At 50.8% G+C, this 24,742-nt stretch carries 24 protein-coding genes, 4 pseudogenes and 1 other annotated feature; of the genes and pseudogenes, 7 read left to right on the forward strand and 21 right to left on the reverse strand.

The window, feature by feature from the left end:
- Positions 1-160: 160 nt before the first annotated feature.
- From H2P46_RS07560 to H2P46_RS07600, 9 genes are all read right to left on the reverse strand, one after another.
- A complete protein-coding gene (locus H2P46_RS07560; protein WP_193404534.1) occupies positions 161-1,348 on the reverse strand; it encodes an MFS transporter in 1,188 nt (395 codons plus the stop codon).
- A gap of 147 nt (positions 1,349-1,495) precedes the next feature.
- The gene (gene proX / locus H2P46_RS07565; RefSeq protein WP_193404535.1) at positions 1,496-2,494 is read right to left on the reverse strand and encodes a glycine betaine/L-proline ABC transporter substrate-binding protein ProX; all 999 of its coding nucleotides are present in this window, start codon (positions 2,492-2,494) and stop codon (positions 1,496-1,498) included.
- A gap of 62 nt (positions 2,495-2,556) precedes the next feature.
- Positions 2,557-3,735, reverse strand: coding sequence for a glycine betaine/L-proline ABC transporter permease ProW (gene proW / locus H2P46_RS07570; RefSeq protein ID WP_193404536.1), 1,179 nt, complete (start codon positions 3,733-3,735; stop codon positions 2,557-2,559).
- Complete coding sequence (gene proV, locus H2P46_RS07575; RefSeq protein WP_193404537.1) at positions 3,732-4,928, reverse strand: glycine betaine/L-proline ABC transporter ATP-binding protein ProV; 1,197 nt, start codon at positions 4,926-4,928, stop codon at positions 3,732-3,734. The genes proW and proV overlap by 4 nt, the downstream gene beginning before the upstream one ends.
- A 389-nt stretch (positions 4,929-5,317) precedes the next feature.
- On the reverse strand, positions 5,318-6,277 hold the full coding sequence (gene nrdF, locus H2P46_RS07580) for a class 1b ribonucleoside-diphosphate reductase subunit beta (protein ID WP_193404538.1): 960 nt from the start codon (positions 6,275-6,277) through the stop codon (positions 5,318-5,320).
- 8 nt (positions 6,278-6,285) lie between these two features.
- Positions 6,286-8,424 (reverse strand): class 1b ribonucleoside-diphosphate reductase subunit alpha, encoded by a 2,139-nt coding sequence (gene nrdE / locus H2P46_RS07585; RefSeq protein WP_193404539.1) that lies wholly within the window; start codon positions 8,422-8,424, stop codon positions 6,286-6,288.
- Positions 8,394-8,807 (reverse strand): class Ib ribonucleoside-diphosphate reductase assembly flavoprotein NrdI, encoded by a 414-nt coding sequence (nrdI, locus tag H2P46_RS07590; protein WP_193404540.1) that lies wholly within the window; start codon positions 8,805-8,807, stop codon positions 8,394-8,396. The genes nrdE and nrdI overlap by 31 nt, the downstream gene beginning before the upstream one ends.
- 4 nt (positions 8,808-8,811) lie before the next feature.
- Positions 8,812-9,054 carry a glutaredoxin-like protein NrdH gene (nrdH, locus tag H2P46_RS07595; RefSeq protein WP_193404541.1) on the reverse strand — a complete coding sequence of 81 codons (243 nt, stop codon included), beginning with the start codon at positions 9,052-9,054 and terminating at the stop codon, positions 8,812-8,814.
- Positions 9,055-9,359: 305 nt separating this feature from the next.
- Positions 9,360-9,677, reverse strand: a complete 318-nt coding sequence (locus tag H2P46_RS07600) for a DUF883 family protein (RefSeq protein ID WP_193404542.1) — start codon at positions 9,675-9,677, stop codon at positions 9,360-9,362.
- Positions 9,678-9,831: 154 nt separating this feature from the next.
- Here H2P46_RS07600 and H2P46_RS07605 point away from each other — a divergent pair, with 154 nt between their 5' ends.
- Together H2P46_RS07605 and H2P46_RS07610 are read left to right on the forward strand one after the other, a co-directional pair.
- The gene (locus tag H2P46_RS07605) at positions 9,832-10,167 is read left to right on the forward strand and encodes a DUF2002 family protein (RefSeq protein ID WP_193404543.1); all 336 of its coding nucleotides are present in this window, start codon (positions 9,832-9,834) and stop codon (positions 10,165-10,167) included.
- 327 nt (positions 10,168-10,494) lie between these two features.
- The gene (locus tag H2P46_RS07610; RefSeq protein WP_193404544.1) at positions 10,495-10,914 is read left to right on the forward strand and encodes a hypothetical protein; all 420 of its coding nucleotides are present in this window, start codon (positions 10,495-10,497) and stop codon (positions 10,912-10,914) included.
- On the opposite strand, the gene speG is transcribed toward H2P46_RS07610, so the two are convergent.
- The 3 genes and pseudogenes from speG to H2P46_RS22930 all read right to left on the reverse strand — a co-directional run.
- Entirely contained in the window at positions 10,915-11,460 is a 546-nt protein-coding gene (gene speG, locus H2P46_RS07615) for a spermidine N1-acetyltransferase (RefSeq protein WP_193404545.1), read from the reverse strand.
- 71 nt (positions 11,461-11,531) lie between these two features.
- On the reverse strand, positions 11,532-11,984 hold the full coding sequence (locus H2P46_RS07620) for a GNAT family N-acetyltransferase (RefSeq protein ID WP_193404546.1): 453 nt from the start codon (positions 11,982-11,984) through the stop codon (positions 11,532-11,534).
- A gap of 57 nt (positions 11,985-12,041) precedes the next feature.
- A pseudogene (locus H2P46_RS22930) lies at positions 12,042-12,248 on the reverse strand (hypothetical protein); the annotation flags it as partial.
- A gap of 746 nt (positions 12,249-12,994) precedes the next feature.
- On the opposite strand from H2P46_RS22930, the gene mgtA reads away from it, so the two are divergent.
- Positions 12,995-15,712: a magnesium-translocating P-type ATPase gene (gene mgtA, locus H2P46_RS07625; protein WP_193404547.1), complete on the forward strand. Its 2,718-nt coding sequence runs from the start codon at positions 12,995-12,997 to the stop codon at positions 15,710-15,712.
- Positions 15,713-15,813: 101 nt separating this feature from the next.
- On the opposite strand, the gene H2P46_RS07630 is transcribed toward mgtA, so the two are convergent.
- The 6 genes and pseudogenes from H2P46_RS07630 to H2P46_RS07655 form a co-directional block, all read right to left on the reverse strand.
- On the reverse strand, positions 15,814-16,782 hold the full coding sequence (locus tag H2P46_RS07630; RefSeq protein WP_193403199.1) for an IS5 family transposase: 969 nt from the start codon (positions 16,780-16,782) through the stop codon (positions 15,814-15,816).
- Between the two features lie 35 nt (positions 16,783-16,817).
- Positions 16,818-17,066 (reverse strand): annotated as a pseudogene (locus H2P46_RS07635) (DUF5375 family protein); the annotation flags it as partial.
- The gene (locus H2P46_RS07640; protein ID WP_193404549.1) at positions 17,063-17,287 is read right to left on the reverse strand and encodes a hypothetical protein; all 225 of its coding nucleotides are present in this window, start codon (positions 17,285-17,287) and stop codon (positions 17,063-17,065) included. The pseudogene H2P46_RS07635 and the gene H2P46_RS07640, both read right to left, overlap by 4 nt.
- Positions 17,284-17,820, reverse strand: a complete 537-nt coding sequence (locus H2P46_RS07645) for a host cell division inhibitor Icd-like protein (RefSeq protein ID WP_193404550.1) — start codon at positions 17,818-17,820, stop codon at positions 17,284-17,286. Before H2P46_RS07645 ends, H2P46_RS07640 begins: the two co-directional genes overlap by 4 nt.
- Before the next feature lie 13 nt (positions 17,821-17,833).
- Positions 17,834-18,052, reverse strand: a complete 219-nt coding sequence (locus H2P46_RS07650; RefSeq protein WP_193404551.1) for a hypothetical protein — start codon at positions 18,050-18,052, stop codon at positions 17,834-17,836.
- The gene (locus tag H2P46_RS07655; protein WP_193404552.1) at positions 18,049-18,315 is read right to left on the reverse strand and encodes a helix-turn-helix transcriptional regulator; all 267 of its coding nucleotides are present in this window, start codon (positions 18,313-18,315) and stop codon (positions 18,049-18,051) included. The genes H2P46_RS07650 and H2P46_RS07655 overlap by 4 nt, the downstream gene beginning before the upstream one ends.
- 533 nt (positions 18,316-18,848) lie before the next feature.
- Between H2P46_RS07655 and H2P46_RS07660 the strand changes: the two are divergent.
- The 3 genes and pseudogenes from H2P46_RS07660 (at position 18,849) to H2P46_RS07670 (ending at position 20,421) form a co-directional block, all read left to right on the forward strand.
- Positions 18,849-19,592: pseudogene (locus H2P46_RS07660) on the forward strand (septation initiation protein).
- Positions 19,589-20,155 carry a phage polarity suppression protein gene (locus tag H2P46_RS07665; RefSeq protein WP_193404553.1) on the forward strand — a complete coding sequence of 189 codons (567 nt, stop codon included), beginning with the start codon at positions 19,589-19,591 and terminating at the stop codon, positions 20,153-20,155. Before H2P46_RS07660 ends, H2P46_RS07665 begins: the two are co-directional and overlap by 4 nt.
- Positions 20,146-20,421 carry an ogr/Delta-like zinc finger family protein gene (locus tag H2P46_RS07670; protein ID WP_193404554.1) on the forward strand — a complete coding sequence of 92 codons (276 nt, stop codon included), beginning with the start codon at positions 20,146-20,148 and terminating at the stop codon, positions 20,419-20,421. Before H2P46_RS07665 ends, H2P46_RS07670 begins: the two co-directional genes overlap by 10 nt.
- 320 nt (positions 20,422-20,741) lie before the next feature.
- Here the strand turns inward: H2P46_RS07670 and H2P46_RS07675 are convergent, their stop codons facing one another.
- The gene (locus H2P46_RS07675; RefSeq protein WP_238938956.1) at positions 20,742-21,326 is read right to left on the reverse strand and encodes a hypothetical protein; all 585 of its coding nucleotides are present in this window, start codon (positions 21,324-21,326) and stop codon (positions 20,742-20,744) included.
- 118 nt (positions 21,327-21,444) lie between these two features.
- On the opposite strand from H2P46_RS07675, the gene H2P46_RS07680 reads away from it, so the two are divergent.
- Positions 21,445-22,658, forward strand: a protein-coding gene (locus tag H2P46_RS07680) for an IS3 family transposase (RefSeq protein ID WP_420846534.1) whose coding sequence is annotated in 2 segments (ribosomal slippage) — positions 21,445-21,733 and positions 21,733-22,658 — 1,215 coding nt in all. Because the reading frame shifts where the segments join, the coding sequence is not laid out codon by codon here.
- Positions 21,726-21,842 (forward strand) — a sequence feature (AL1L pseudoknot). (Overlaps the previous gene by 117 nt.)
- An 8-nt stretch (positions 22,659-22,666) precedes the next feature.
- Here H2P46_RS07680 and H2P46_RS07685 read toward each other — a convergent pair.
- Both H2P46_RS07685 and H2P46_RS07690 read right to left on the reverse strand, forming a co-directional pair.
- Positions 22,667-23,413, reverse strand: coding sequence for an SIR2 family protein (locus H2P46_RS07685; protein ID WP_238938957.1), 747 nt, complete (start codon positions 23,411-23,413; stop codon positions 22,667-22,669).
- A gap of 32 nt (positions 23,414-23,445) precedes the next feature.
- Positions 23,446-24,657, reverse strand: a pseudogene (locus H2P46_RS07690) (integrase domain-containing protein).
- Positions 24,658-24,742 lie beyond the last annotated feature (85 nt).

Raw genomic sequence — 24,742 nt, forward strand, 5'->3', positions numbered from 1 at the left:
CCCTCGCTTGCTGCGGCAAACGCAGGCAGCAGGCGGCATCAAAAATGTGTGAAAGGAAATAATTTCACCGGAAAAAATAACTAATGTTAATAAGTCTGCTGACAACCATAACAAACTCAACCAAACGTAACCAGACTTAATCAGCACGCTGGCGGTGGCTTTACATTTTCTGACTCTGCTCGAAACGGTGGCCTCGCCACCAAATCAATAAGTTAATTAATGTCATGATCGCACCCGCTGCGCATACGCCGTACCAGCCTGCCAGATGATAAGCATTAGCTGACAGCAGGGAGCCGAACGCACCACCAATAAAATAGCTGGTCATATAACCGGCATTCAGGCGGTTACGTGCCTCCGGTTTTTGCGCGTAAATCACGCTTTGATTGGTGATGTGTACCGCCTGCACGGCCAGATCGAGCAGCAAAATGCCAATAATCAGGGCCGCAAGATTGTGTGCTCCCAGCGCAATCGCCGCCCACGACACAAGCATAATCAGCAAACCGCCGCTGGTGGTGAGTTTCGCTTTGCCCTTATCCGCCAGCGAACCGGCCTGACGTGCCGCTAAGGCTCCCGCCGCGCCGACCAAGCCAAGCAAACCTATCTGTCCTTCTGAAAAATGGTAAGGCGGCGAAGAAAGAAGAAATGCCATGGAAGTCCACATCACGCTGAAATTGGCGAAGGAGAGGCAACCGGTGTAAGCGCGGGTGCGAATCACCCGTTTCCCGGCATATAAGCGGAAAATAGATACCAGCAACTGGGGATAATTCAGCGGAACGGATTGCTTCGTGCGCGGCAGGAAACGCCATAACGCCAGCGCCATCAGCACCATTAAAACGCTGGCCGTCCAGTAAACGGTACGCCAGCCGCCGAGCTGAGCCAGTAAACCGGCGACAGTGCGCGCCAGCAAAATGCCCAGCAGCAGGCCGCTCATGACCGTGCCAACAATTTTGCCGCGCCGTTCAGGCGCCGCCAGCGTAGCAACCAGCGGCACCAGTATTTGCGCGACCACGGAAAACAGGCCAGTAATGATAGTGCCGAGTAACAGAAAGACAAAAGATGAAGAAAGGGCGGTGATGACCATGCCGCCCGCCGCCAGTAAGGTCATGCTAACAATCAGCCCTCGCCGTTCCAGCATGTCGCCTAAAGGCACCAGCAGCAGTAAGCCGCAGGCATAACCGAGTTGGGCTGTGGTGACAATAAATCCAGCCAGATTCACAGAAAGGCTAAATTGTTGAGCAATGGTATGAAGCAGAGGCTGCACATAGTAATTACTGGCGACCGACAAACCGGTAGCGATCGACATCAGCAATACCAACGCGGGCGTTAACTCCTGGCGCGATGTATTCATTGAGTGAGAGGGGAAGTAATAATCATATTAGATTAATAGTAACTCAAAAAACTATTTCAATGTTGCGTTAATTAACAGGACATACCAGTGACACACAACAATAAAAAAGGGCGGAAATAATTCCGCCCTTGATCGGTGTGTTAACGATTATTTAGCTGCAGCCTGAGCGTCGCTTACCCATTTGTCGAATTCAGCCTGATGTCCTTTGATCCAGCCATCAACGTGAGCGTTAATCGCGTCTTCGGAAGACTGACCGTTATGCATTGCCGCGTTCTCTGCATTGATGTCAGAGAGAGGCAGCTTCATTTCAGCAAACAGTTTTGCTGCTGCCGGGTTTTTCTCAGCCCAGGCTTTATTGGCCACGATATGCATGGTGTTGACCGGGAAGCCGTAGTTTGCGCCATTTGGCAGTTTGGTATCGACACCTTTCTGCTCACCTGGCAGCGATGAGAACGGAACCTGCAACCAGACGACATCGCGACCTGGCTTCAGCGTATCGCTTACCCAATAAGGCGTCCAGGTGTAATACAGAATGGGTTTACCCTGCTTAAAGCGAGTAATGGTGTCTGCAATCATTGCAGAGTAATTCCCCTGGTTGTGCTCAACGGTATTGCTCAGATCAAACGCTTTAATCTGATGATTAATCACCGCTTCACAGCCCCAGCCTGGGGTGCAACCTGTCAGGTCTGCTTTACCGTCATCATTGGTATCGAACAGTTTGGCGATTTTTGGATCTTTCAGCTGGGCAATATTGGTGATGTGGTATTTCTCAGCCGTTTTCTTATCAATCAGATACCCCTGCGCAGCACCGCTGACATACGTACCCTGACGATAGAATTTATTGTCGCCACCGGCCGCTGTATACATATCGTCATGCAACGGCTTCCAGTTGGTTGCTATAAATGTGCCATCGCCTGCGGCGATAGTGGTGTAGCCGACGTTGTAATCGACTTCACTCGGCTTCTCAACGGTATAACCCAGTTTCTCCAGCGCGCGGCTGACCAGCAGCGTCTGAAAGGTTTCTTCGGAAATGGTGCTTTGAATAGGTTTGACCGTAATGCCTTTACCAGGCAGATCGGCAGCGGAGACATGTGAAACGGCAAACGTCGTTAACACGGCGGCGAGCAGAGGAGCTGTCTTGCGCATAGTCATTCCTTATTTTTAGATGTCGCTACGGGACGGGCGGCACGTAGAAGCCGCCCGAAAAATTATTTCTTACGGAAAGGGGATAACAGCAGGCCTACAGGGCCAGAGTGATACCAGTGGCGATTACCCCGGCTACGGCTGTCACGGCCCATGGATTGCGTCAGGCGATCAAGGATAATGGCGAGAATCACGATTCCAACGCCGCCTACGGTAGCAAGGCCCATATCAAGACGACCAATGCCGCGCAGGACCATTTGACCAAGGCCGCCCACCGCGATCATGGAAGCGATCACGACCATGGACAGCGCCAGCATCAGCGTTTGGTTCACACCCGCCATAATGGTGGGCATCGCCAACGGCAGTTGCACCTTGAACAGCATCTGACGCGGGCTGGCACCAAAAGATTCACTCGCTTCGATCAAATCGGCAGGCACCTGCTTAATGCCAAGGATAGTCAGACGCACAATCGGAGGCAGGGCGAAGATTATTGTCACCACTACGCCAGGCACGTTACCGATACCAAACAGCATCACAATCGGCACCAGATAGACAAAGGCGGGCGTGGTCTGCATCGCATCCAGCAGCGGGCGTATAATACGCGCCGCACGCTCGCTACGGGCTAGCCAAATTCCCAGCGGCAAGCCGATGACGATACAAAACAGCAGGGCGGTAAGTACCAGCGCCAGCGTCACCATCGCCTGTGACCATGCGCCAATCGCGCCAATCAGGATCAGTGAAATCAGCGTCGCAACGCCCATTGCCGGGCTGGCAATCTGCCAGGCAATCAAAGCAAACAGCACTATCGCGACGGGCGCAGGCATGCCCATCAGCATCTGCTGGAAGGCGCTAAGGATGTAGTCCACCGGCACGCGAATGCCCTGGAACAGCGGACGAAAATGATTGACGACCCAGTCAATTCCCTCCGTGACCCAATGATCGAGCGGTATCCAGGTTTTATGGAACGGATCCATCATATTAAAATGTTCAGGTTGCGGTGCGGGCGTGCTGCTCAGCCAGTCACTGCTGCCGGCACTGCTGGCTGCTGCATCGTGACCACCGCTGCTGCCTGCAGAACCCCACGCATCGGCACCACCGCCATCGCTGGAGGGGACTGCATTGCTGCTGTCAGTAGGCGTATTACCGGCGCCAGACCACGGATCGCTGCTTTGATCGGCTGGGGCAGGGGAAGTGGGTGCAGGCGCGCTAGTGGCGTCCCACGGATTGCTTGCATCTTTACTCATTGCTGGGCTCCTTCACGATCTAAAGCGCGTAATAACATGCTCTTTGAAATGATACCGACGTACTGATTCTCTTCTCCGACGACCGGCACGGCGCAAGGCGCCTGTGCGACGTGGGAGAGCAAATCGTTTAACGAGGTATCCGCAGGAACCGCGGCAGGAATATCCAGCAGGGCGCTGTCGAGCCCTTCGCCAGCCGCTAACGCCGCTTTCAGTGAATCCGTTGAAACCACACCAATAAACTTCTGTTTTTCCAATACGTAACCATATTCGCGATCTTCATCTTGCAGTAATTTAATCGCAGAACGTGGGCCGAAACCGGCGGCTTTACGAATTAATGCCCCCGCGCTGCGACGGGCAATATCTTTGGCGCTAAAGACATGGCTTATATCCACACCGCGGAAGAAAGTACGAACATAATCATTGGCTGGATTATTGAGAATTTCATCCGGCGTGCCCACCTGTACGACTTCACCACCTTGCATAATGGCAATGCGATCGCCAATACGCATCGCTTCGTCAAGATCGTGAGAAATAAACACAATGGTACGCTGATGTTTAGCCTGTAATTTTACCAGCTCATCCTGCATCTCGGTGCGAATAAGCGGATCAAGTGCGGAAAAAGCTTCATCCATTAATAAAATATCTGGATTAATGGCTAATGCGCGGGCTAATCCAACGCGCTGTCGCATCCCCCCAGAGAGTTCATCAGGGTAAGCCTGGGCATAATTTTCCAGCCCGACCTGACGCAGGGCATCCAGTGCTTTTTCCTGACGTTCAGCCACGTCAACACCGGCTAATTCCATGCCAAAGGCAGTATTATTGAGTACATTCATGTGCGGCATTAACGCAAATGACTGGAATACCATGCTGATTTTATTTCTGCGCACTTCACGCAGTTCGCTGTCAGATATTTTCGCAATATCGACACCATCAATGATGACCTGGCCGCGTGTCGGCTCTATCAGACGATTGAGAAGGCGAACCATGGTCGATTTTCCTGAACCGGATGATCCCATGATGACAAATATCTCGCCTTCTTCAATGGCCAGACTGGCATCTTTGACGCCGAGAGACAAACCTGTCTTTTCGAGAATGGCGTCTTTTCCTTCCCCTTTTTCAATGTATTTAAAAGCGCGATCTGGATTGTCGCCAAATATCTTATATAGATTTTTTACTTCGAGTTTAATTGCCATGCACTAATAAAATCCCGGTTAAAATATTTAATATAAAACTACTTCCTAATGAATTTTAAGCAGGCCATACCGTAGCATACTCAGAATATCTGACAACCCTGAAGAGGAATACAGGCGGGCCTTGACAGGCGGTTGAACGCGATTATTCCTAGTGTCCACAAGGGATACGGCCAGATTAATTTTTTGTGATCCTGAAAGTGATTTATCCGTGTTTCAGCAGGTTTTTTGTCGAAAGCCGCTGAAAATTACTCTGAAAAAGGCGAATATTTAGCGTAAAGCGAAAGGTTAAACAGGGCGAAACAGAAAATTAAGAAACAGTAAATTCTGGCGTCAGAATGCAGGCTACCAAAGAGAAATAATCGAGCCAAAAATGGCCCGAATCGCCCTATTTAGAAATTCCAGTCCTCGTCCTGGGTTTCCACGGCTTTTCCCATCACATACGATGACCCTGAGCCGGAGAAAAAGTCATGATTTTCGTCCGCATTCGGTGACAAGGCAGAGAGAATCGCTGGGTTTACCGTGGCTAGTTCTGCCGGGAACAGAGCTTCATAGCCAAGGTTCATCAACGCCTTGTTAGCGTTATAGTGCAGGAAGGTTTTTACCTCTTCTGCCCAGCCAACATCGGCGTACAAGGCGTCAGTATAAGCCAGCTCATTTTCATAAAGCGCCAGCAGCAGATCATAAGCGAACTGTTGCAATGTTTCGCGGCGGCCTGCATCCACCTTTTCCAGGGCTTTTTGGTATTTATAGCCAATATAATAGCCATGTACGGCTTCGTCGCGGATGATTAAACGAATCAGATCGGCAGTATTGGTTAGCTTGCCGCGGCTGGACCAATACATGGGCAGCCAGAAGCCAGAATAGAACAGGAACGATTCCAGAAACACGCTGGCGATTTTCTTTTTCAACGGATCGTCGGCGTGATAATGTTCAAGTATGATGCGCGCCTTATTTTGCAGCGGTACATTCTCTTCGCTCCATGCATAAGCCGCATCCACATCACTGGTATTACACAGCGTCGAAAAAATGGAGCTGTAAGATCGCGCATGTACCGCTTCCATAAAGCTGATATTCGACAGCACCGCTTCTTCATGCGGCGTAATCGCATCAGCCATTAATCCCGGTGCGCCAGTCACATTTTGAATGGTGTCGAGCAGCGTCAGGCCGGTAAATACGCGAATTGTTAACTGCTGTTGTTGCTTATTCAGCGTTTGCCAGGCAGGCAGATCGTTGGACAACGGCACTTTTTCCGGCAGCCAGAAGTTGCTGGTCAGACGATTCCATACTTCGAGATCTTTCTCGTCCTGAATGCGGTTCCAGTTGATGGCCTGAATTTGATTTAGTTGCATAGTTTTCATCACAGCGCGCAGGATACGCAGCCCTGAACCTCTGTGCCTTGAAGCGCCATTTGGCGGAGTCGAATGTAATAAAGCGTTTTGATGCCTTTCTTCCATGCATAGATCTGCGCTTTGTTGATGTCACGTGTCGTGACGTCATCGCGGAAAAACAGCGTCAGCGACAGTCCCTGATCGACATGTTGCGTTGCTTCAGCGTAGGTATCAATAATCGCTTCCGGACCGATTTGATAGGCATCCTGATAAAGATCGAGATTGTCATTGGTCATAAACGGCGCCGGATAATATACGCGACCGGTTTTACCCTCTTTGCGAATCTCAATACGCGACACAATCGGATGAATGCTGGAGGTCGCATGGTTGATATATGAAATCGACCCCGTGGGGGGAATGGCCTGTAAATTCTGATTGTACAAACCGTGTTTCATTACCGCGTCACGCAGCGCCAGCCAGTCGGCGTGCGTCGGCAGCGTAAGCCCCGCATCGGCAAACAGCTGTGTCACGCGTTCGGTGCGCGGCAACCATTCACGCTGCAAATATTTGTCAAAATAGGCACCGCTGGCGTATTGCGATTGCGCAAAGCCGTCAAAAGTTTGCTGATGCTCTTTGGCTAAATGATTTGAAGTACGCAGCGCGTAATAGGTCACGCAATAAAAGTAGAGATTAGTGAAATCCAGGGCTTCTGCTGAGCCGTAAGCAATTCCTTCACGCGCCAGATACCCATGCAGATTCATTTGGCCTAATCCAATGGCGTGCGAGCGGCGATTACCTTCTGCTACTGACGGCACCGAATCGATCTGGCTCATCACCGACACCGATGTCAGCGCGCGTACCGCTACCTCCACGGTACGCGCCAAATCGCGTGAATCCATCGCATGCGCAATATTCAGTGAACCCAGGTTACAGGAGATATCTTTGCCAACACGGCGGTAGCCGAGATCGTCATTAAATTCACTGGCGCTGTTAACCTGTAAAATCTCTGAACACAGGTTGCTCATATTGATACGACCGGCAATGGGATTGCTACGGTTCACGCTGTCTTCGTACATGATGTACGGATACCCTGACTCAAACTGGATTTCCGCCAGCGTCTGGAAAAAATCCCGTGGCTGAATATAGGTTTTGCGGATGCGATCGTCTGCCAGCATCTCGTGATACTTCTCGCTGATGGCAGTATCGCCAAATGCCTGGCCGTATATACGCTCTACGTCATACGGTGAAAACAGCGCCATCGGCTGGTTCTCTTTTGCCAGCTGGAAAGTAATATCTGGGATCACCACGCCAAGTGATAAGGTTTTAATGCGGATTTTTTCGTCGGCGTTTTCACGTTTAGTATCAAGGAAACGGAGAATGTCGGGATGGTGCGCATTCAGCCATACCGCGCCTGCGCCCTGACGTGCGCCAAGCTGGTTAGCATAGGAGAAAGCATCTTCCAGCATCTTCATCACCGGAATGACGCCGGCAGACTGATTTTCGATACGCTTAATCGGTGCGCCAGCTTCACGCAGGTTTGACAGCAGAAATGCCACGCCGCCGCCGCGTTTCGACAATTGCAGCGCCGAGTTCACCGCACGACCAATCGACTCCATATTGTCTTCAATACGCAGCAGAAAGCAGGAAACCAGTTCACCGCGCTGTTGTTTACCACAGTTTAAAAAAGTTGGCGTGGCAGGCTGGAAACGACCGCTGAGGATCTCTTCTAACAGCGCACGTGCCTGCTTTTCATCGCCCTGTGCCAGCGTCAGCGCAACCATACAGGCGCGCTGCTCGAAGGTTTCCAGATAGCGTTTGCCGTCAAAGCTTTTCAGCGTGTAGCTGGTGTAGTACTTCCATGCACCCAGAAAAGTTTTGAATTCAAAACCCCAGGCCGCAGCCTCGTCGTGGAATCTGCACAGGAAACTGAAATTGTACTGATTAAGCACGTCCGCTTCGTAATAGCCTTCTGCCACCAGATAGCGTAAACGCTCAGCAGCCGAGTCAAAGGCAACGGTATTGGGCTGGACGTGTTGAAGGAAAAACTGACGCGTTGCTTCACTATCCTTGTCAAACTGGATACGGCCATCGGCATCGTAAAGATTTAGCATGGCGTTGAGCGCGTGGTAATCCAGCGTCAGATTATTGAGGGTGTCTGTTGTTGCCAAAATTGGGTTACTCCCGCTTTTACATGAGCAATATCATCAGGGGTTCCCATCAATTCAAAGCGGTAGAGACAGGGAACCTGGCATTTCCTGGCAATAATGTTGCCTGCCAGACAATAACCTTCACCGAAGTTGCGGTTACCGGCGGCAATTACGCCGCGAATGCCGCGCCGGTTGTTTTCATCATTGAGAAACTGAATCACCTGTCTGGGTACGGCACCGCGGCTGCTGCCACCGCCATAGCTCGGCACGACCAGAATATAAGGCTGGTTGACGTGCAACTGCTGCTTCGCGTCGAGCGGTATACGGCGGGCGGCCAAGCCCAGTCGGATGATGAATCGATGGGTATTTTCCGACTGGCTGGAAAAGTAGACCAGTGGAAACATGGGATTACCCCTCAACAGCGGCAAGCTGACGCAGGTTGGCGATTTTGTCTGGGCGGAAACCGCTCCAGTGATCGTCATCAGTCATGACCACCGGGACCTGGCGATAGCCGAGGGATTTCAAATTGGTGATAGCTTCCGGCTGAGAATCGAGATTGATCAATTGATAATCAATGCCGTTACGATCCAAGGCATTTTTAGTCGCGTTACACTGGACACAATTGTTTTTGGTGTAAATAATAATGCGCATGATTCGTATTCCTCTTTGTGAGCGGTTCAGGACACCAGATACGAAGTAAATCCCCTTCGCTGTGGCGTCGTCCTTGCTGACATCTTGTGTCGTGTTGATGAGATAAATACTAGATGTAGTGGTTAATCAGATCAAGCGCACTATATATAGGGATTTGCGCTGTTGACTTGCAGAACGTGGCAAATGTCAGTAAACATGCGGCTTTCCCGGCTGGAAATTAACAGGAATTAATTTTGTAAAGAGAGTTGCTTAAAAAACAGGCGTAAAAAAGCCCCGCAGGAAGCAGGGCTTAGGTGAAGCGGGGATTAGCGGCGTGAAACCAGCAGCGCACCTAAGACAATACCGACCGCAGCGCCGATACCGACCCCGTGCCACGGTTTATCACGCACATATGCATCAACCTGGCAACCCGCGTCACGTGCAGCCTGCGTGACGCGATTCCCTCCGCCGCTGAGTCTGGAGCGGGTTTGCTTAAGTAATGTCTCGGCCTGGCTGCGTGCAGCCGTCACTTCCTCTTTTGCATCGCTGCCATAAGATTTCAGCAGCGCTTCAAGCGAATCTGCCAGTTCGTTCACATCCTGATTAAGATCAATGTCATCGTTTTTGTCAGTTCGATTAAACATTTTTTGGCTCCCTTTAATTTAAAACGTAATACTAAGTGTAGACGGCCTTTCAGCAAACGAGACGGTGAGCGCGGCCTTTAGGGAAAATTCCGAACGCCAGATACTGTCATGCTGTTGTAAGGTTGCGAGGCTTTTGAAGAGGAGAGGATCAAGCATGTATTTAAGACCAGATGAGGTAGCGCGCGTACTGGAAAAAGCGGGTTTTGAAATGGATGAAATTACGCCACGTGCCTATGGGTATCGTCGTGGTGACAACTACGTTTATGTTAATCGCGAAGCGCGAATGGGGCGCACGGCGCTGGTCATTCATCCGACGCTAAAAGAGAAAAGCCAACCGTTCGCTGAACCTGCATCAGAAATGAAAACCTGCGATCACTACACCCAATTCCCTCTCTACCTGGCGGGTGACTCACAGGAACATTATGGTATTCCACACGGCTTCAGTTCACGTATGGCGCTTGAGCGCTATCTGCAAAGCGTTTTTGGTTAACGCATCAGGCCCCGCTGCGACGGGGCGCTGAAAGAACTTTCACCGAATCCTTACCCCTCACCCTGCTGCAATCCACTTCTATGGCGGTTATAACGCGGTCCGACAGAGCCGCCATGGAGGTCTGTACGGCAAACATACGCGCGGGCAGGAAAAACGCCCTGACATCTCGCCAGGATGTGCTAAAAGTACGCCAGCTGTGACGCTATCGTGTACGTTGTCAACGGCAAAAAGGCGTCAGAAACGAGCGATGATAGTCTGATTGAGGCGCGTGAAAAGGCGGGGCGGGCAGTTTACACTGTGCGTTCTGACCTTTTTGCGGATCCCTTCATGAAACAGCGAATACTGGCTCTGGCCGCCGCGCTGCTACTTAGTGGCTGTGCCAGCCTTGTTGGCAATGAAACTCAGTTGGTGCGCATCGACTCTCTGCCGCAGGGCGCGCAATTTACCGTGCAGGATGAAAATGGTCGCGCCGTCGCCCAGGGTTTCACGCCGCAAACTGTCGAACTGGAGAAATCCACCGGCCATTATTTCGGTAAAAAACGCTATTTGCTGATGCTGCAAAGCCCCGGCTATGTACCGGTGACAATGCCGATCGAAGCCTGCGCTAATCTTTGGTATCTGCTGGGTAATATTCCGCTGGGCGGATTCCCCGGCTGGCTGCTGGTCGATCCATTCTATGGCGGAATGTACAATCTGAAGCCGGAACATCCACGGCCGTTTATGAATCCGGTTGGCGCACGCGGCTAATTACTGCGCCGTTGGCTTCACCATGCCGCCAGAAGTTTTGTGTTTTTCCAGATACTGATGCTGGAAAATACACATGCGGATGGTGTTGCGGTACTCGCCATTGATAAAAAATTCATGCTTTAACACGCCTTCGATCTCAAAGCCCAGTTTAGTGTAGATGTGGATCGCTTTTTCGTTTTCCTGATCGACAATCAAATACAGCTTATAGAGATTTAATACTGAAAAGCCGTAATCCATTGCCAACTTTGCCGCCTGGCTGGCAAGCCCTTTACCTTGGTGTGTGGGATCAATAATGATCTGAAACTCCGCGCGGCGATGCACATGATTAATCTCGACCAGCTCCACCAGCCCAGCTTTTTGCCCATTATGCTCGACGACAAAGCGTCGCTCGGTCTGATCGTGAATATGTTTGTTATACAGGTCCGAAAGCTCTACAAAAGCTTCATAAGGCTCTTCAAACCAGTAACGCATCACGCTGGCGTTGTTATCCAGTTGATGGACAAAATGCAGATCTTCTCTTTCCAGCGGGCGTAATTTAACGGTCATTGTTTATTCCTTTTGTCGCGTATCTGCCGCAAGCGTCGTCAATTGTCAGCGAAACGTCACTCAGTGGCGCGTTAAAGCGTTTTGCTGAGATAAACGCCAAAGGGATCGTCGCCGTAGGGTGGAAAGGCTTCGCAGTGCTGATAGCCCAGTCGCTGATAGAATCGCAGCGCGGCGTGATGATGAAGACCCGTTTCCAGCCTGATGTGCTGCAAACCGTTATTACGCGCCTGCATTTCAATCTCAACCATTAATTGTTCTGCTACGCCTTGCCCCCGCATTTCGGGCGCCACAAACAGCCGCTTGAGCTCCCCGAACCCCTTTGGCTGAATCATCAGCGATACACATCCCACAGCATGGCCTTGCTTATTGCGCGCCATCAGCAGAATTAATTCGTCATCAGCGAGAGCGGTGAGATCGGTGCAATGTTGGCTTTCGGGAGGATAAAGGGCATTTTGCCAGTCGTCTAATGCGGCAATGAGCTGCGCAGCACAAGGCGAGAAAGGTTCCTGTTGAATCGAAAACACGCGGTCCTCAGCATTCTGTTTAGGGTATTTTACCCTACGACAAAACGGGAGCGCGCATCAAGTAAAACAAGCGGTTAAGCATCGCGCTGTTTGATGATGCGTCCCATAAGCCCTGCGTACGGCACGATCGCACCTATGATCAGGATCGTGGCTCCCCAAAATCATGTTTAAGCCATCCTGCTGTTTCAGCTCGTTCAACAGGTTGATGATCTCCGCCTGCACCGACATATCCAGCGCCGGGGTTGGCTCATCCAGCAGCAGGATCGACGTCAGCTCAAAACTTTTGGCGGGTCAAAGCTACCAGCATCATCTTTTGGCGTTGCTGCTTGCACGCTGTAGGCGGCGGCCAGGGTTATTGCCTGTAGGGAGAGCAGTATTTTTTCATGAAGTTCCCTTATCTAAAAAGTCATGCGCGTCTCTGAGAGGATTGTAATAGTCAAATACGGACGCCCCTATGCAAAGAAGATCTAATTACAGGAATAGGGCGATAAAAAATCGCATTGTTAAAGAATAGACAATCGATTCAGAAACAGAACATCAACGAAACGTTATTAGCCGATTTATTTTCTTTACCCATTTTACGCTCTGCCTATAATAGCGGAAATTTTACTGGAGGATTAAATTGGACAGTTACCTTAGATATTTGCACTAATTTGGCAAGCTGAATTCTCTTCGCTGCTTGCCACTCGGCGGGCAACAATCCCTTTGTTTAAGTACGATTGCTTTCCCAGTTTATTTCTCTGTCAATAAGTGTGATCGTTATGTTGACGTTTATCTTTGCACTTTTTCCTCCGCCTCGACAGGCGTAGCATCAGGCTACGCGACACTTCCCGGCTATTATACGCCTGACCATTGATGGGCTGAGTGATACTGGATTTACGCTAAAATTTCTGCAGCAAATAATCTGTTATTTGGCTGAGGCTATTTTATTCCTATTCAGTCACGCCAGTGAAATATGCATGCGTCCCCGCGTGCAAGAAAGTTATTGCCTTAAAACAAGGGATGTCGAAATGAGCGACATGAAATTAGATACGCTGGTGAGTAAAACCAGCGAAGATCGCACCGTTAAAAAAGCGAAAAATAGTTATGCCATTGAACGCGAAGCGCGTAATCACCTCAATACCACCTTCGCTAATTTGCAAAGCCAGCCAGAAGGATTAACGCAGCAAGAAGCCGATGCGCGGTTGGCGCGCTTTGGACGAAATGAAGTGATGCACGAGAAAGCGCCACCTGCGCTGATTCAGTTGCTGATGGCATTTAATAACCCTTTTATCTATGTTCTGTTAGCACTGGCGCTGATCAGTTTCTTTACCGATTACTGGTTGCCGCTACGTGCCGGAGAGGAAACCGAACTTTCGGGTGTGATCATCATTTTCACCATGGTTACGTTAAGCGGTTTGCTGCGTTTCTGGCAGGAATTTCGAACCAACCGGGCGGTGCAGGCACTTAAAAATATAGTGACTACCCAGGTTACGGTACTGCGCCGTGTTAATGGAAGATCAGAACGCCAGGATACAGATATAAATACGCTGGTTCCAGGCGATGTTATCTGGCTTAGCGCCGGAGATTTAGTCCCTGCCGATGTGCGGTTACTCACGTCGCGCGACCTGTTTATCAGTCAGGCAGCGCTGACGGGTGAATCACTGCCGGTAGAAAAAAGAGATTTGTCCCTCGATGCCAGCGGCAGGTCACCGGTTGTGCAGCAGATTGAAAGCGAGGAGAAAGGTTTATTTGAGCGGGACAATATTTGCCTGATGGGGACCAATGTTGCCAGCGGAACGGCCAGCGCTATGGTCGTCGCTACTGGCGCGCAGACCTATTTTGGATCGTTAGTTAAATCACTGGCTGGTAAACGCCCACAAACTGCCTTTGACCGCGGTGTGAACAGCGTTAGCAAATTATTGATTCGTTTTATGCTGGTTATGGTCCCGGTTGTCTTGTTGATCAATGGGTACAGTAAAGGCAACTGGATGGACGCTGCGCTGTTTGCCTTAGCTGTCGCGGTGGGTCTGACGCCTGAAATGCTGCCGATGATTGTCAGCTCGAATCTGGCAAAAGGGGCGATTGCCCTGTCACGGCGTAAAGTGATCGTTAAGCGTCTCAACGCCATTCAAAACCTGGGGGCAATGGATGTGCTGTGTACCGACAAAACCGGCACGCTGACTCAGGACCATATTTTGCTGTCACAATACCTAAATTGCGCGGGGGAAGACGATGAGCGAGTGCTGTTACTGGCATGGTTAAACAGTAACAGCCAGAGCGGGGCTAAAAATTTGATGGATCGCGCAGTGCTGGAAGTTGGTAAAACGGCGATTTCGCCTGCACTGCGAGGTCAGTTTCACAAAATGGATGAGTTGCCGTTCGATTTTGTTCGCCGTCGGGTATCGGTGCTGGTGGAGGATCTCGAATACCATTCACCATTGTTGATCTGCAAAGGCGCGGTGGAGGAGATGCTGGCTGCCGCGACGACGCTGCGTCAGGGCAATGTGATTATCCCGCTGTGTGAGGCGCGTCGGGCTGAACTACTGGCAATGACGCAACGCTATAACCAACGAGGTTTTCGCGTTTTGCTGGTGGCGACACGTCAGAATAGCGTGCGGCTGCCGCTGTGCAGCGGTGATGAGCGCGAATTAACCCTTGAAGGTGTGCTGACCTTTCTCGATCCTCCGAAAGAGAGTGCGGGAAAAGCCATCCAGGCGCTGCGCGACAGTGGCGTAGCGGTGAAGGTGCTGACGGGAGACAACCCGCTGGTCACGATGCGCGTCTGTCAGGAAGTAGGCTTGTCGTCGCCAGTAACGCTAACCGGCGATGAAATTGAAGCAATGAGCGATGATGTGCTACGTCAGAAAGCCGAGCGCTGCACGATTTTTGCCAAACTGACGCCGTTGCAGAAAGCACGCATTCTGCGGCTGCTTCAGCAAAATGGTCATACGGTGGGCTTTCTTGGCGACGGCATTAACGACGCACCAGCGCTACGCGATGCTGATGTTGGCATTTCAGTGGACAGCGCGGCGGACATCGCCAAAGAATCTTCAGACATTATTTTGCTGGAAAAAGATTTGCGGGTACTCGGCGACGGTGTGATGAAAGGGCGCGAGACGTTTGGCAATATCATCAAATATCTCAACATGACCGCCAGCTCGAACTTCGGCAACGTCTTTTCGCTGCTGGTCGCCAGCGCTTTTATTCCGTTTCTACCGATGCTGTCTATTCATCTGCTGATTCAAAACCTGATGTATGACATCTCACAGCTGGCTCTGCCATGGGACAAAGTGGATAGCGAATTCTTGCGTAACCCACGGAAATGGGAGGCGAAAAATATTAAACGCTTCATGCTGTGGATGGGGCCGACATCTTCCATTTTCGATATTACGACGTTTGCGCTGATGTGGTTTGTGTTCGCCGCCAACCATGTGGAAGTGCAGGCGCTGTTTCAGTCAGGCTGGTTTATCGAAGGGTTGTTGTCGCAGACGTTGGTGGTGCATATGTTGCGGACGCAGAAATTGCCCTTTATCCAGAGCCGTGCGGCCTGGCCCGTGTTGATTATGACTTTATTTATTGTGGCGGTCGGTATTTTTATTCCATTTTCGCCGCTGGGCACGATGGTCGGATTGGTGCCGTTACCATGGCAATATTTTCCCTGGTTAGCGCTGACGTTGTTGAGTTATGGCGTGCTGGCACAAGGCATGAAAACGTTGTATATCAAACGATTTGGTCAATGGTTTTAAGGAGGGGAAATGCGTGTAATTAAACGGGAGAGCGTATTGCCCTTTTGGCTTTGTTGAATAAATCAGCTTCAGGACGAGTGACTCTGTAGCTGACCGGGTTTTCAGGCAATACGCACGCTTTCTGGCATACCAGCCTTCGTTATTTTATTCAGCGCACGCACCATGCCCAAAGCCTCTGCTACCTGACCATCGTAATCACGCAGCGTCAGTGAACCTCCGAACAGTTGCTTTACCCTGTACATGGCCGTCTCCGCTATCGAGCGACGGTTGTAATCTGTTGTCCATTTCCACCGGGCATTACTCCCGGTCAGCCGCTGATTCGCTACTGCACGGTTACGGTCTGCGTACTCTACGGGCCAGTAACCCGCTCCTTTTCGGGGCGGGATGAGGGCACTGATTTTCTTGCGCCGCAGTTCATCGTGACAGAGTCGGGTGTCGTAAGCGCCGTCTGCTGCGGCTGCCCTGATTTTTCTGTGTGTCTGCCGGATAAGACCCGGGAAAGCTTCTGAGTCCGTGACGTTGTTCAGAGACAGGTCCGCGCAGATGACTTCATGTGTTCTGCTGTCAACGGCCAGATGCAGCTTCCGCCAGGTACGACGGCGCTCTTTGCCGTGATTTTTGACTTTCCATTCGCCTTCACCAAAAACCTTCAGCCCGGTGGAATCAATCACCAGGTGTGCGATTTCACCCCGGGTGGGTGTTTTGAAACAGACATTAACCGACTTTGCCCGCTTGCTGACACTGCTGTAATCCGGGCAGCGCAACGGAACGTTCATCAGGGCAAAAATGGAATCAATAAAACCCTGCGCAGCCCGCAGGGTCAGCCGGAACAGGCGTTTAATCATCAGGACGGTGGTGATGGCAAGGTCAGAATAGCGCTGAGGTCTTCCCCGTGATGAAGGCGTTGCCGACTCATACCAGGCATGAGTCGCTTCATCGTCCAGCCAGAAAGTGAGGGAGCCACGGTTGATGAGGGCTTTGTTGTAGGTGGGCCAGTTGGTGATTTTGAACTTTTGCTTTGCCACGGAACGGTCTGTGTTGTCGGGAGGATGCGTGATCTGATCCTTCAACTCAGCAAAAGTTCGATTTATTCAACAAAGCCGCGTGGGGCCGACTTCAGCGGCCCGACGGCCAGCAGGTCATCCAGCAGCGCGCAGGCAATTTCCTGACCGCGCTGGCGTCCGTGCTGGCGCAGATAAAAGCCCTCCAGCTCGGTTTCAATAATGTGCTCAAGGCGCGCCAGCGTCATGCCGGGGTAACGCTGCTGCTCAGTGCAGGCGCTCAGCCAGGCGCAGGCGACGGCGCGACGGGACAGCGCCGCGCGCAGCTCCGGTGTAAGGGTGCGTTCTTTCATGGTTTAACCTCCGCGTTCATCCAGCTGTTCTGGCAGCGCGTCACCACGTCGTCGAGCTGTTCGGTGATAAGGAAGACCAGCGAGGCCAGCTGCGCGCGCTGTGCTGGCTGCGGCAGTTCGTGGCATTCCTGAAAGGCGGTCATGTCGCTTACGAAGCGCCCGGCGTTGCGCAGGTGCTCAAGGCGTACCAGGTCGGCGTGGGAAATGGTGACGTGATTCATGCGAGCACCTCGCGGACCGGCAGGCGTGCGGCAAAGGACAGCACGTAGTCGCGGGCCAGCGTCAGGCGGGCGGCGCGTTCATCGGCGGCAACTGTGCGGAGCATGTGAATTCGCTGCTGGCGCTCGGAGCGGCGCACGGCGGCAAAGACGAAAACAAACTGAGGGTATGGGGAAATAAGGACCGTAGCCATAGAGGCAGTCTCCATCGAGTAGCGGTTATCGCCACCACCGGAAACGCCAATTTCACTGGTGGTAGCCCGAACGGGGTTGGCGTAACCGGCCTCAATGGATACCGGCGCTTCGTGAGAAGCCCCCGCCCGAGCCACCATTACGCAGACGGCACTACGGCTAGTAAACCGCAGCCCGAAAAATGGGTGCACTGAGGCATGGACACAAAAAAAGACGCATGGCGCGTCTGGTGTCGCCATTGAGATATTCAGGACGCCAATCCCGGCTGCCGATTTTGCGACAGCGAAAATACTGTACCAGGGAATAGCCCCGGCGCGCAAGCCGGGGAAAAGGTTAAGCAGCATTATTTGATTTGCCTCAGCAGTCGGTGAGGATAATGCCCACGTGGGAAAATGTCAGCGTATCGGCGTCTATGGCTGACGACGTTGTGCTCTGAACGCTGAAGCTTGTCTCTTTACCGTTGAAGCGCTGCGGCTGTCCGGGCTTATCAACCTCACAGGCGATTGCCAGCGCCAGCTGCTTCGCGTCCGCTACGGACAGTTCGTGTGATTTACCGCCAAGGGTGAGCAGGATCATGCTGCACGCTCCTGACCGCGCGCGGCGATACGTTCATTCATCCAGACGCTGATTTCACTGGCGAGCCACGCGACGTTTTTACCGCCCAGCGTGATCTGCGCCGGGAAGGTGCTGCGACTTATGAGGTCATAGATGGTGGAACGCGACAGGCCGGTTATATGAATGACTTCTGGCAGGCGCAGGAAGCGGTCATTTAGTGCAGGGTGTGCAGGTAAAACCGGGGCCGCCGGAGCGGATTGTTGTGCTGAAACTGTGGTGTGCATGAGCTACCTCTTGTGTTTCCGTAATGAGCCGGACAGGCACGTCCGGTGTCGGGTAGCTCTTTATTTTCAGCATATTTACCACCAAAGCAACAAGGTGAAATTGTGTGGAGGATGACACCTTTAGCTTGCTTTTTAACCTCTCAGTCTTATTGGTGCTTATTAGTCTTTATTTGCTTTTCGGTAAGAAATAACGATAGGTTAAATCTATAAATTTTGAATTATTAAAAGTTTCCAATACTGTTAATTTACAGTTCCTTACTTTGGATTGGTGAAGAGTGGTGAACAGAGGGTGAATGATTATTCAACGATTGTTCATGCTTTAATTTACTGTATTTGTTATCTTTTTATTAACGGTGAAGAGTAGTGAAGGATATATGCAGAAATATAAAGTTAGGTGAAGGTTGACGAGACCTTTTCCTGGCTGGCCAGAAGAAGGTCTTTTTGTCTGGTTCGTGGCACAACGCCCTTCGGTAGTTCCCTTGTGCCAGCCCCGGCACAATTGACTTACCCAAACCAGCCAGACAGGAACCGATATGACCGACATTAAAACTGAAGACGTGACAACCACGCTCCCCGCTACTACTCAGGCAGCTTTAGACACGCTCAACACCGCTAAATCAGCGTGGCTTGACGCGCACCATAAGCAGCGCTAGGCATCAGACCGGGTTGAAACCATCCGCCAGCGCCGCACTGAAACAGAAAAAACGGTCAATGCTCAGAATGAAGAGTGGCGCACCTTATTCAGGGAAAGTAACGGCGTTATGACGCCGGAAATGAAAAAGCTTCGTACTGAAATTGCACTGGATCGTGAAACGCTGGAAGAGTTTGATGCGTTGCTGGAAGTGCACAAAAAGGAAAATGAGTTTCTTCCGTGGGAGACCGCTGATCGCGCAAAGGAATACATTCATGCCCATAACAGACTTGTTGAGCTTCGGGCTATGCAAATCTGGCAGGAGTTCATGCAGGGGCATGGTAAGCAGCTCATTGAGACTCTAAGCCTGCTCAAAATAACGCTCGGACGTGCATCCAGCTCTGTAGTCGGCGTTGTGCACACCGTAAACGATCCTGAATCGGTGCTGAAGGATTTCATCAGCAGAAAGATTACTCAACCCGCGCTGTCACGCGATGCGCTGCCAGAAGAAGACCCGGTATTTAAGCTGGCAGGTATCAGCCCGGATTATGCCGCCCATGTTGACTTTAGTAAGGCATCAAGCCCGGCTGCCCGCCATAAAATGCTTGTTCGTCGCGAAATGGCTACAAAGGGTGATGCACAATGACAATTGCAACAACTCCTTCTCAGGCGCTGGAGCAGTATCGCGCTGCACACAGTCAGTGGCAGCGTCTTCTTACTTCACGCAGTGAGGCGCAAAGCGAGCTGAAAGGGCTGCTGGCCGCCGGTGAAGGACCTGCTGGTTTCAGCGAGCGTGTTTCGCAGCTGCGCGAGCATCTTGAGGTGCTGGACTGGCAGATTAACTGTGCAGCCCGTGAGGGTGTTTACGCTCAACGCATAGTGCTTGAGGCGTGTACCGGAGAGGCGCTGAATATTTTCATGGCAACGCAAGGCCCGGCACTGGCTTCCGCGCTGGCTCCGTTCCTGAATGGCACCGGCGGGATGGACGTTGCGGCCCGCATGATGCGCAGCGCCTTAGCTCATCAGTTACAGGCGGCACGCCCGGAAGTCGGAGAAACTTATCGCGACGTGCTCAGTGAAACCGGGCTGACGCCAGTAGAGGAAATGCTCAGAGAATGTCAGCAAGGTTATACGCCAGCGCAACATCTGCGCTACCAGCAGCGCCTGAGCAGGTTTGAAGCTCAGCGAGGAGGTGCATCATGGCTCTGAAATGTCCTGAATGTGGCTGCATTGCCCATACGCGCACCAGCGCCTATGAAGCACCGAGCGTAAAGCGCACATGGTATCAGTGTCGGAATCTGGATTGCTCCTGCACCTTTACCGCACTGGAAAGCGTCGAGAAGATCATTATGAAGCCGCTGAAAGCTACCGTTGAGCCGGAAGTAGCAGAAGATAAGCCACTGAGAACGCCACAAAGCCTTAACCGTTATGGTTCGGCGAGTAAGCTCTCAAACCGGCAGCAATCACCCGTCTGATATTCCCCCCGACACCCGGCCATAGCGCCGGGTTTTTAATGCCCTTTCTCTGGCGAGCCAGCTTTTACGAGAGTGCATGTCTATGCTGCATGAAAACGCATGAATGATTGCACCCTGACTATCCATCCGCAGCCCATACCGGGCGCGTTCTGAGACAAGTCATGCAGGTGCATGAAAATCACTACATAAAGCGGGCAGGCGTGGCGGGGGTACGAGCGCGCGCAACGGGGTAAAGGTGCTTAGCGAAAATGAATACAACAAACATAATCAATAATAAAAAATGGCCGCCAGTTTGGCAGCCAAATGATAGCAAGTAGTTATTATGGTGTTTTTATACCCAATTCAAATTCATCTCCATCTCTCACTTTTTCAAGTAACTCTCTAAGATAATTTGAATATCTATGGGATTGTATTTCCTCACCATTCATAATTGCGTAATGATATTTGTTATCGAAGGTTTTAATGTCTACTCCAGTTATGTTTTTTACTGTTTCAAGAAGCTTATTAGCGTCGTGCCACCCCTTGTAGCCTAGAGCTTGGCCGAGAGTTGTTAGCGTGAAAGGATAGCTCGCGTTAAATGCCATTCCGTCTGACGATGTCGCAATTCCGTAAAGCTTAGCAAGCTCACCTTCAGACTCGCTGATGTTAGAAAGAACACGATAATCAACCTGAACAGGGTTTCTAGGAATGTCAGTTCTAACGAGGTCATAAGTGAGTGCTAACAATGCACGTAAGAGCTTTGGATTTATATTATCAAGAGCTCTGTTAGCACCAAAAGCAGAAAATACCCAAGAGAAATCATTCGCAACAATGCTTTTTATTCTTATGCTTTTGTTGGTAGAGACTTGGATTAACCTTTCTCTGCGTGGGTACTCATTTTCGCTTTGTTTTTCAACCCATTCCAATATGTAAATATTTGGTATCACGTCGCCATTTTCAGATAGTAATTCATCAATATCAGATAGTATGTGAACCGCCCCGGGAATCCTGGAGACTAAACTCCCTGAGAGAGAGGTAAACAGGATGACTAAAAATACACGTTTTTCCCCCGAGATACGGCAGCGCGTCGTCCGCATGGTTCTGGAATGCCAGGACGGATATGACTCACAGTGGGCAGCCCTGAGTTCCATCGCCCCTAAAATCGGCTGCACGCCGGAGACCCTGCGTATCTGGCTGCGTCAGTATGAACGTGATGCCGGTGGCGGTGATGGTGGTCTCTCCACCACTGAGCGCCAGCGCCTGAAAGAGCTGGAGCGTGAGAACCGCGAGCTGCGGCGCAGCAATGATATCCTGCGGCAGGCCTCAGCTTATTTTGCGAAGGCGGAGTTCGACCGCCTCTGGAAAAAATAGCCCTCCTGGTGGATACCCTGAGCGATGAATACGGGGTCGGACCGGTATGCCATGAGCTGGATATCGCCCCGTCGTCATACTACCGCTACCGTGAATATCAGCTGCATCCTGACAGACGTAGCCATCGCGACCAGCGTGATGAGAAACTGAAGCAGGAGATACAGCGCGTGTACGACGAAAACTACGGCGTCTATGGTGTTCGCAAGGTCTGGCGCCAGCTGCTACGGGAGGGCTTCAGCGTGGCCCGATGCACCATCGCGAGGCTGATGAAGTCCATGGGCCTAACCGGCGTACTGCGAGGTAAAAAGGTGCGAACCACCGTCAGCCGTAAGACCCCTGCCGCGCATGACCGGGTGAACCGTCAGTTCGTGGCTGAACGCCCTGACCAGCTGTGGGTGGCAGACTTCACGTACGCCAGCACCTGGCAGGGCTTCGCATACGTAGCGTTCATTATCGACGTGTTCGCCGGTCGCATCGTGGGCTGGCGGGTGTCATCGTCGATGGAGACGACGTTCGTGCTGGATGCGCTGGAGCAGGCGCTGTGGGCCCGTCGGCCATCAGGAACCATCCATCACAGCGACAAAGGTTCACAGTACGTGTCGCTGGCCTACACACAGCGGTTGCAGGAGGCGGAGCTTCTGGCTTCAACGGGAAGCACGGGTGACTCTTATGATAACGCGATGGCCGAAAGCATCAACGGCCTGTACAAAGCGGAGGTGATACACAGGCAAAGCTGGAAAAACCGCGGCGAAGTGGAGCTGGCGACGCTGGCGTGGGTGGACTGGTACAACAATCGCCGGCTGCTGGAAAGGCTGGGGCATATCCCACCGGCAGAAGCCGAACGGGCATATTATGCTTCCATCGGGAATAAGGATCTGGCAGCCTGAGTTCCCAACTAAAATACTCTCCCGGAAAACCGGGGCGGTTCAATGTTTTTAATATTTATATCTTCAGCACTGTAACCAATAAATAATAGAGGGTGCTCGGCAAAGAATGTGAGAAGCTTCGCGCTTAGATACTTTTTCTTTTTTATGAAGTCATCATAGTCGTTGCGGTTGATAATAATACTTTCTGGATCGGAACAACAACCATGAATCTTGAGTATTTCACCCACACTGCCATGATTAGCATAAAGGATTTTTTGACCAATAATAGGTGTGAAATCGGTGTATATTGATTCCAGTAGCTTGTCGTAGTTAGTTGTGATAATTGAGTGTGGATGTATTTGTCTTAAGAGTTCAATCTCATCACTATCTGAAATAGGTCTTTCTTTAAGTAACGAGTCAAAGAGGGCTGAGACCTTATGTTTGAAATAAATGCTAGGATCGTTCCCTGCTTCAAATAATTCAGGTGGAAACTCATTCTCTCCAGCCCCCCAAGCCCATTCATTATACGAATCAGAAAAAACACTTCCAATATCAATTAACTCAGGGTATTTTTGTTTGTAGTAAGCGAATCTCTTATCTATATTTGGGCACTCAGCAGATAGCTGTTGGAGCAACTCTTCCCAGTTTGGACCTGAAAGATAACGTTTTGTTAATCCTGAACCTACAAAAAGTATAGGTTGGCATCCCATTCCTTCAAGGCATGTTTTTATGTCATCACTGACATCTTCAACATATTGAGGGTAATTATTTGGCATTCAAGACTCCTTCTTACTATTATGCTAAATTATTAGGCTATGCGAATAACTTTGTCAGCGTTAACCGTAAACTCTCCCCACCACTTCATCAATCCTATGCGTTGTTCAAGATAAGTTGAACGATTATATGCTCTTCGAACTTCATTTTTATCACTGTGTGCAAGAGCTGCTTCAATAACATCAGGATTGAAACCAGCTTCATTTAAAGCTGTACTGGCAATGGAACGCAGCCCATGTGCAACAAGTTTTCCGCCATATCCAATTCGTTTCAAAGCGGCATTAGCAGTCTGACTATTCATGGATTGTTTTGGATCATTTCTACTTGGGAATACGTGCTCTCGATGTGAACTTATAGATTTCATTAGTTCAAGAATGCCTAAAGCTTGAGGCGATAAAGGAACAATGTGCTCTCTTTTTGCCTTCATCCGTTCTGCCGGAATCGTCCAAAGCTTTTCATCGAGGTTTATCTCTGACCACTTTGTTCCAGAAGCCTCGGCAGGGCGTACTAGAGTTAAAAGCTGCCATTCTATTAAGCAACGTGTGGTTAAAGACAAATTCGACATAACCAAGGAGCGCATTAAATTTGGCAGTTCTTCTGGTCGTAACGTCGGCATATTTTGTTTTTTTGGCTTCTCAAAAGCCATGCCAATCCCTGATGCTGGGTTTGCATCAATCAAGCCGGTGTTAACCGCGTAAATCATTATCTCGTTAATACGTTGAACCAATCTGCGGACAGTCTCTAATGCCCCACGAGCTTTAATCGGCTCAAGGGCCTCGACTAATGATCTAGCCTTAATTTGTTGAACGGGAATTCCACCAACGGCTGGAAACACGTCTTTCTCTAATGAGCGCCAAATATCTTTGCCGTAATCAGGTGTAACGCTTTTGCTTTTAAGTTTGAACCAGTTAGCAGCCACAGTTGAGAAAACGCTTTCCAGAGCAATCTGTTGTTGCTCCTCAGCAACCTCTGCCTGTACTTGCGGATCGATCCCATTAGTTAACAGGGCAAGTTAATCCGCTCTCAAGCTGCGGGCATTGGCAAGTGTAAGGGCGGGGAAGGCACCTAAACCGATCATTGTCCGTTGCTTCGTGGCGGGACGTTGATAACGAAAGCGCCAAAGTTTTTTGCCACTGGTTTTGATGACTAGGAAAAGACCATCACCATCATGCAGAGTCATATCTTTATCATCTGCTTTAGCGCGTAGAACTTCTGTGTTGGTTAGTGGGCGCGTAGTCCTTGCCATGCCTGTATTTCCTACATGAATTGGTATACGGAATTTGCATACATTCTAGCGTATACCAATCCGTATACCAATTATCACCGGATTC

Source organism: Mixta mediterraneensis (assembly GCF_014946725.1).
Classification (GTDB): domain Bacteria; phylum Pseudomonadota; class Gammaproteobacteria; order Enterobacterales; family Enterobacteriaceae; genus Pantoea; species Pantoea mediterraneensis.

Bases quoted from the DNA above. Each gene is read 5' to 3' on its own strand.
- H2P46_RS07560 (WP_193404534.1), bottom strand. From the start codon at position 1,348: ATGAATACATCGCGCCAGGAGTTAACGCCCGCGTTGGTATTGCTGATG.
- proX (WP_193404535.1), bottom strand. From the start codon at position 2,494: ATGCGCAAGACAGCTCCTCTGCTCGCCGCCGTGTTAACGACGTTTGCC.
- proW (WP_193404536.1), bottom strand. From the start codon at position 3,735: ATGAGTAAAGATGCAAGCAATCCGTGGGACGCCACTAGCGCGCCTGCA.
- proV (WP_193404537.1), bottom strand. From the start codon at position 4,928: ATGGCAATTAAACTCGAAGTAAAAAATCTATATAAGATATTTGGCGAC.
- nrdF (WP_193404538.1), bottom strand. From the start codon at position 6,277: ATGCAACTAAATCAAATTCAGGCCATCAACTGGAACCGCATTCAGGAC.
- nrdI (WP_193404540.1), bottom strand. From the start codon at position 8,807: ATGTTTCCACTGGTCTACTTTTCCAGCCAGTCGGAAAATACCCATCGA.
- nrdH (WP_193404541.1), bottom strand. From the start codon at position 9,054: ATGCGCATTATTATTTACACCAAAAACAATTGTGTCCAGTGTAACGCG.
- H2P46_RS07600 (WP_193404542.1), bottom strand. From the start codon at position 9,677: ATGTTTAATCGAACTGACAAAAACGATGACATTGATCTTAATCAGGAT.
- H2P46_RS07605 (WP_193404543.1), top strand. From the start codon at position 9,832: ATGTATTTAAGACCAGATGAGGTAGCGCGCGTACTGGAAAAAGCGGGT.
- H2P46_RS07610 (WP_193404544.1), top strand. From the start codon at position 10,495: ATGAAACAGCGAATACTGGCTCTGGCCGCCGCGCTGCTACTTAGTGGC.
- speG (WP_193404545.1), bottom strand. From the start codon at position 11,460: ATGACCGTTAAATTACGCCCGCTGGAAAGAGAAGATCTGCATTTTGTC.
- mgtA (WP_193404547.1), top strand. From the start codon at position 12,995: ATGAGCGACATGAAATTAGATACGCTGGTGAGTAAAACCAGCGAAGAT.
- H2P46_RS07640 (WP_193404549.1), bottom strand. From the start codon at position 17,287: ATGAATCACGTCACCATTTCCCACGCCGACCTGGTACGCCTTGAGCAC.
- H2P46_RS07645 (WP_193404550.1), bottom strand. From the start codon at position 17,820: ATGCTGCTTAACCTTTTCCCCGGCTTGCGCGCCGGGGCTATTCCCTGG.
- H2P46_RS07650 (WP_193404551.1), bottom strand. From the start codon at position 18,052: ATGATCCTGCTCACCCTTGGCGGTAAATCACACGAACTGTCCGTAGCG.
- H2P46_RS07655 (WP_193404552.1), bottom strand. From the start codon at position 18,315: ATGCACACCACAGTTTCAGCACAACAATCCGCTCCGGCGGCCCCGGTT.
- H2P46_RS07665 (WP_193404553.1), top strand. From the start codon at position 19,589: ATGACAATTGCAACAACTCCTTCTCAGGCGCTGGAGCAGTATCGCGCT.
- H2P46_RS07670 (WP_193404554.1), top strand. From the start codon at position 20,146: ATGGCTCTGAAATGTCCTGAATGTGGCTGCATTGCCCATACGCGCACC.
- H2P46_RS07685 (WP_238938957.1), bottom strand. From the start codon at position 23,413: ATGCCAAATAATTACCCTCAATATGTTGAAGATGTCAGTGATGACATA.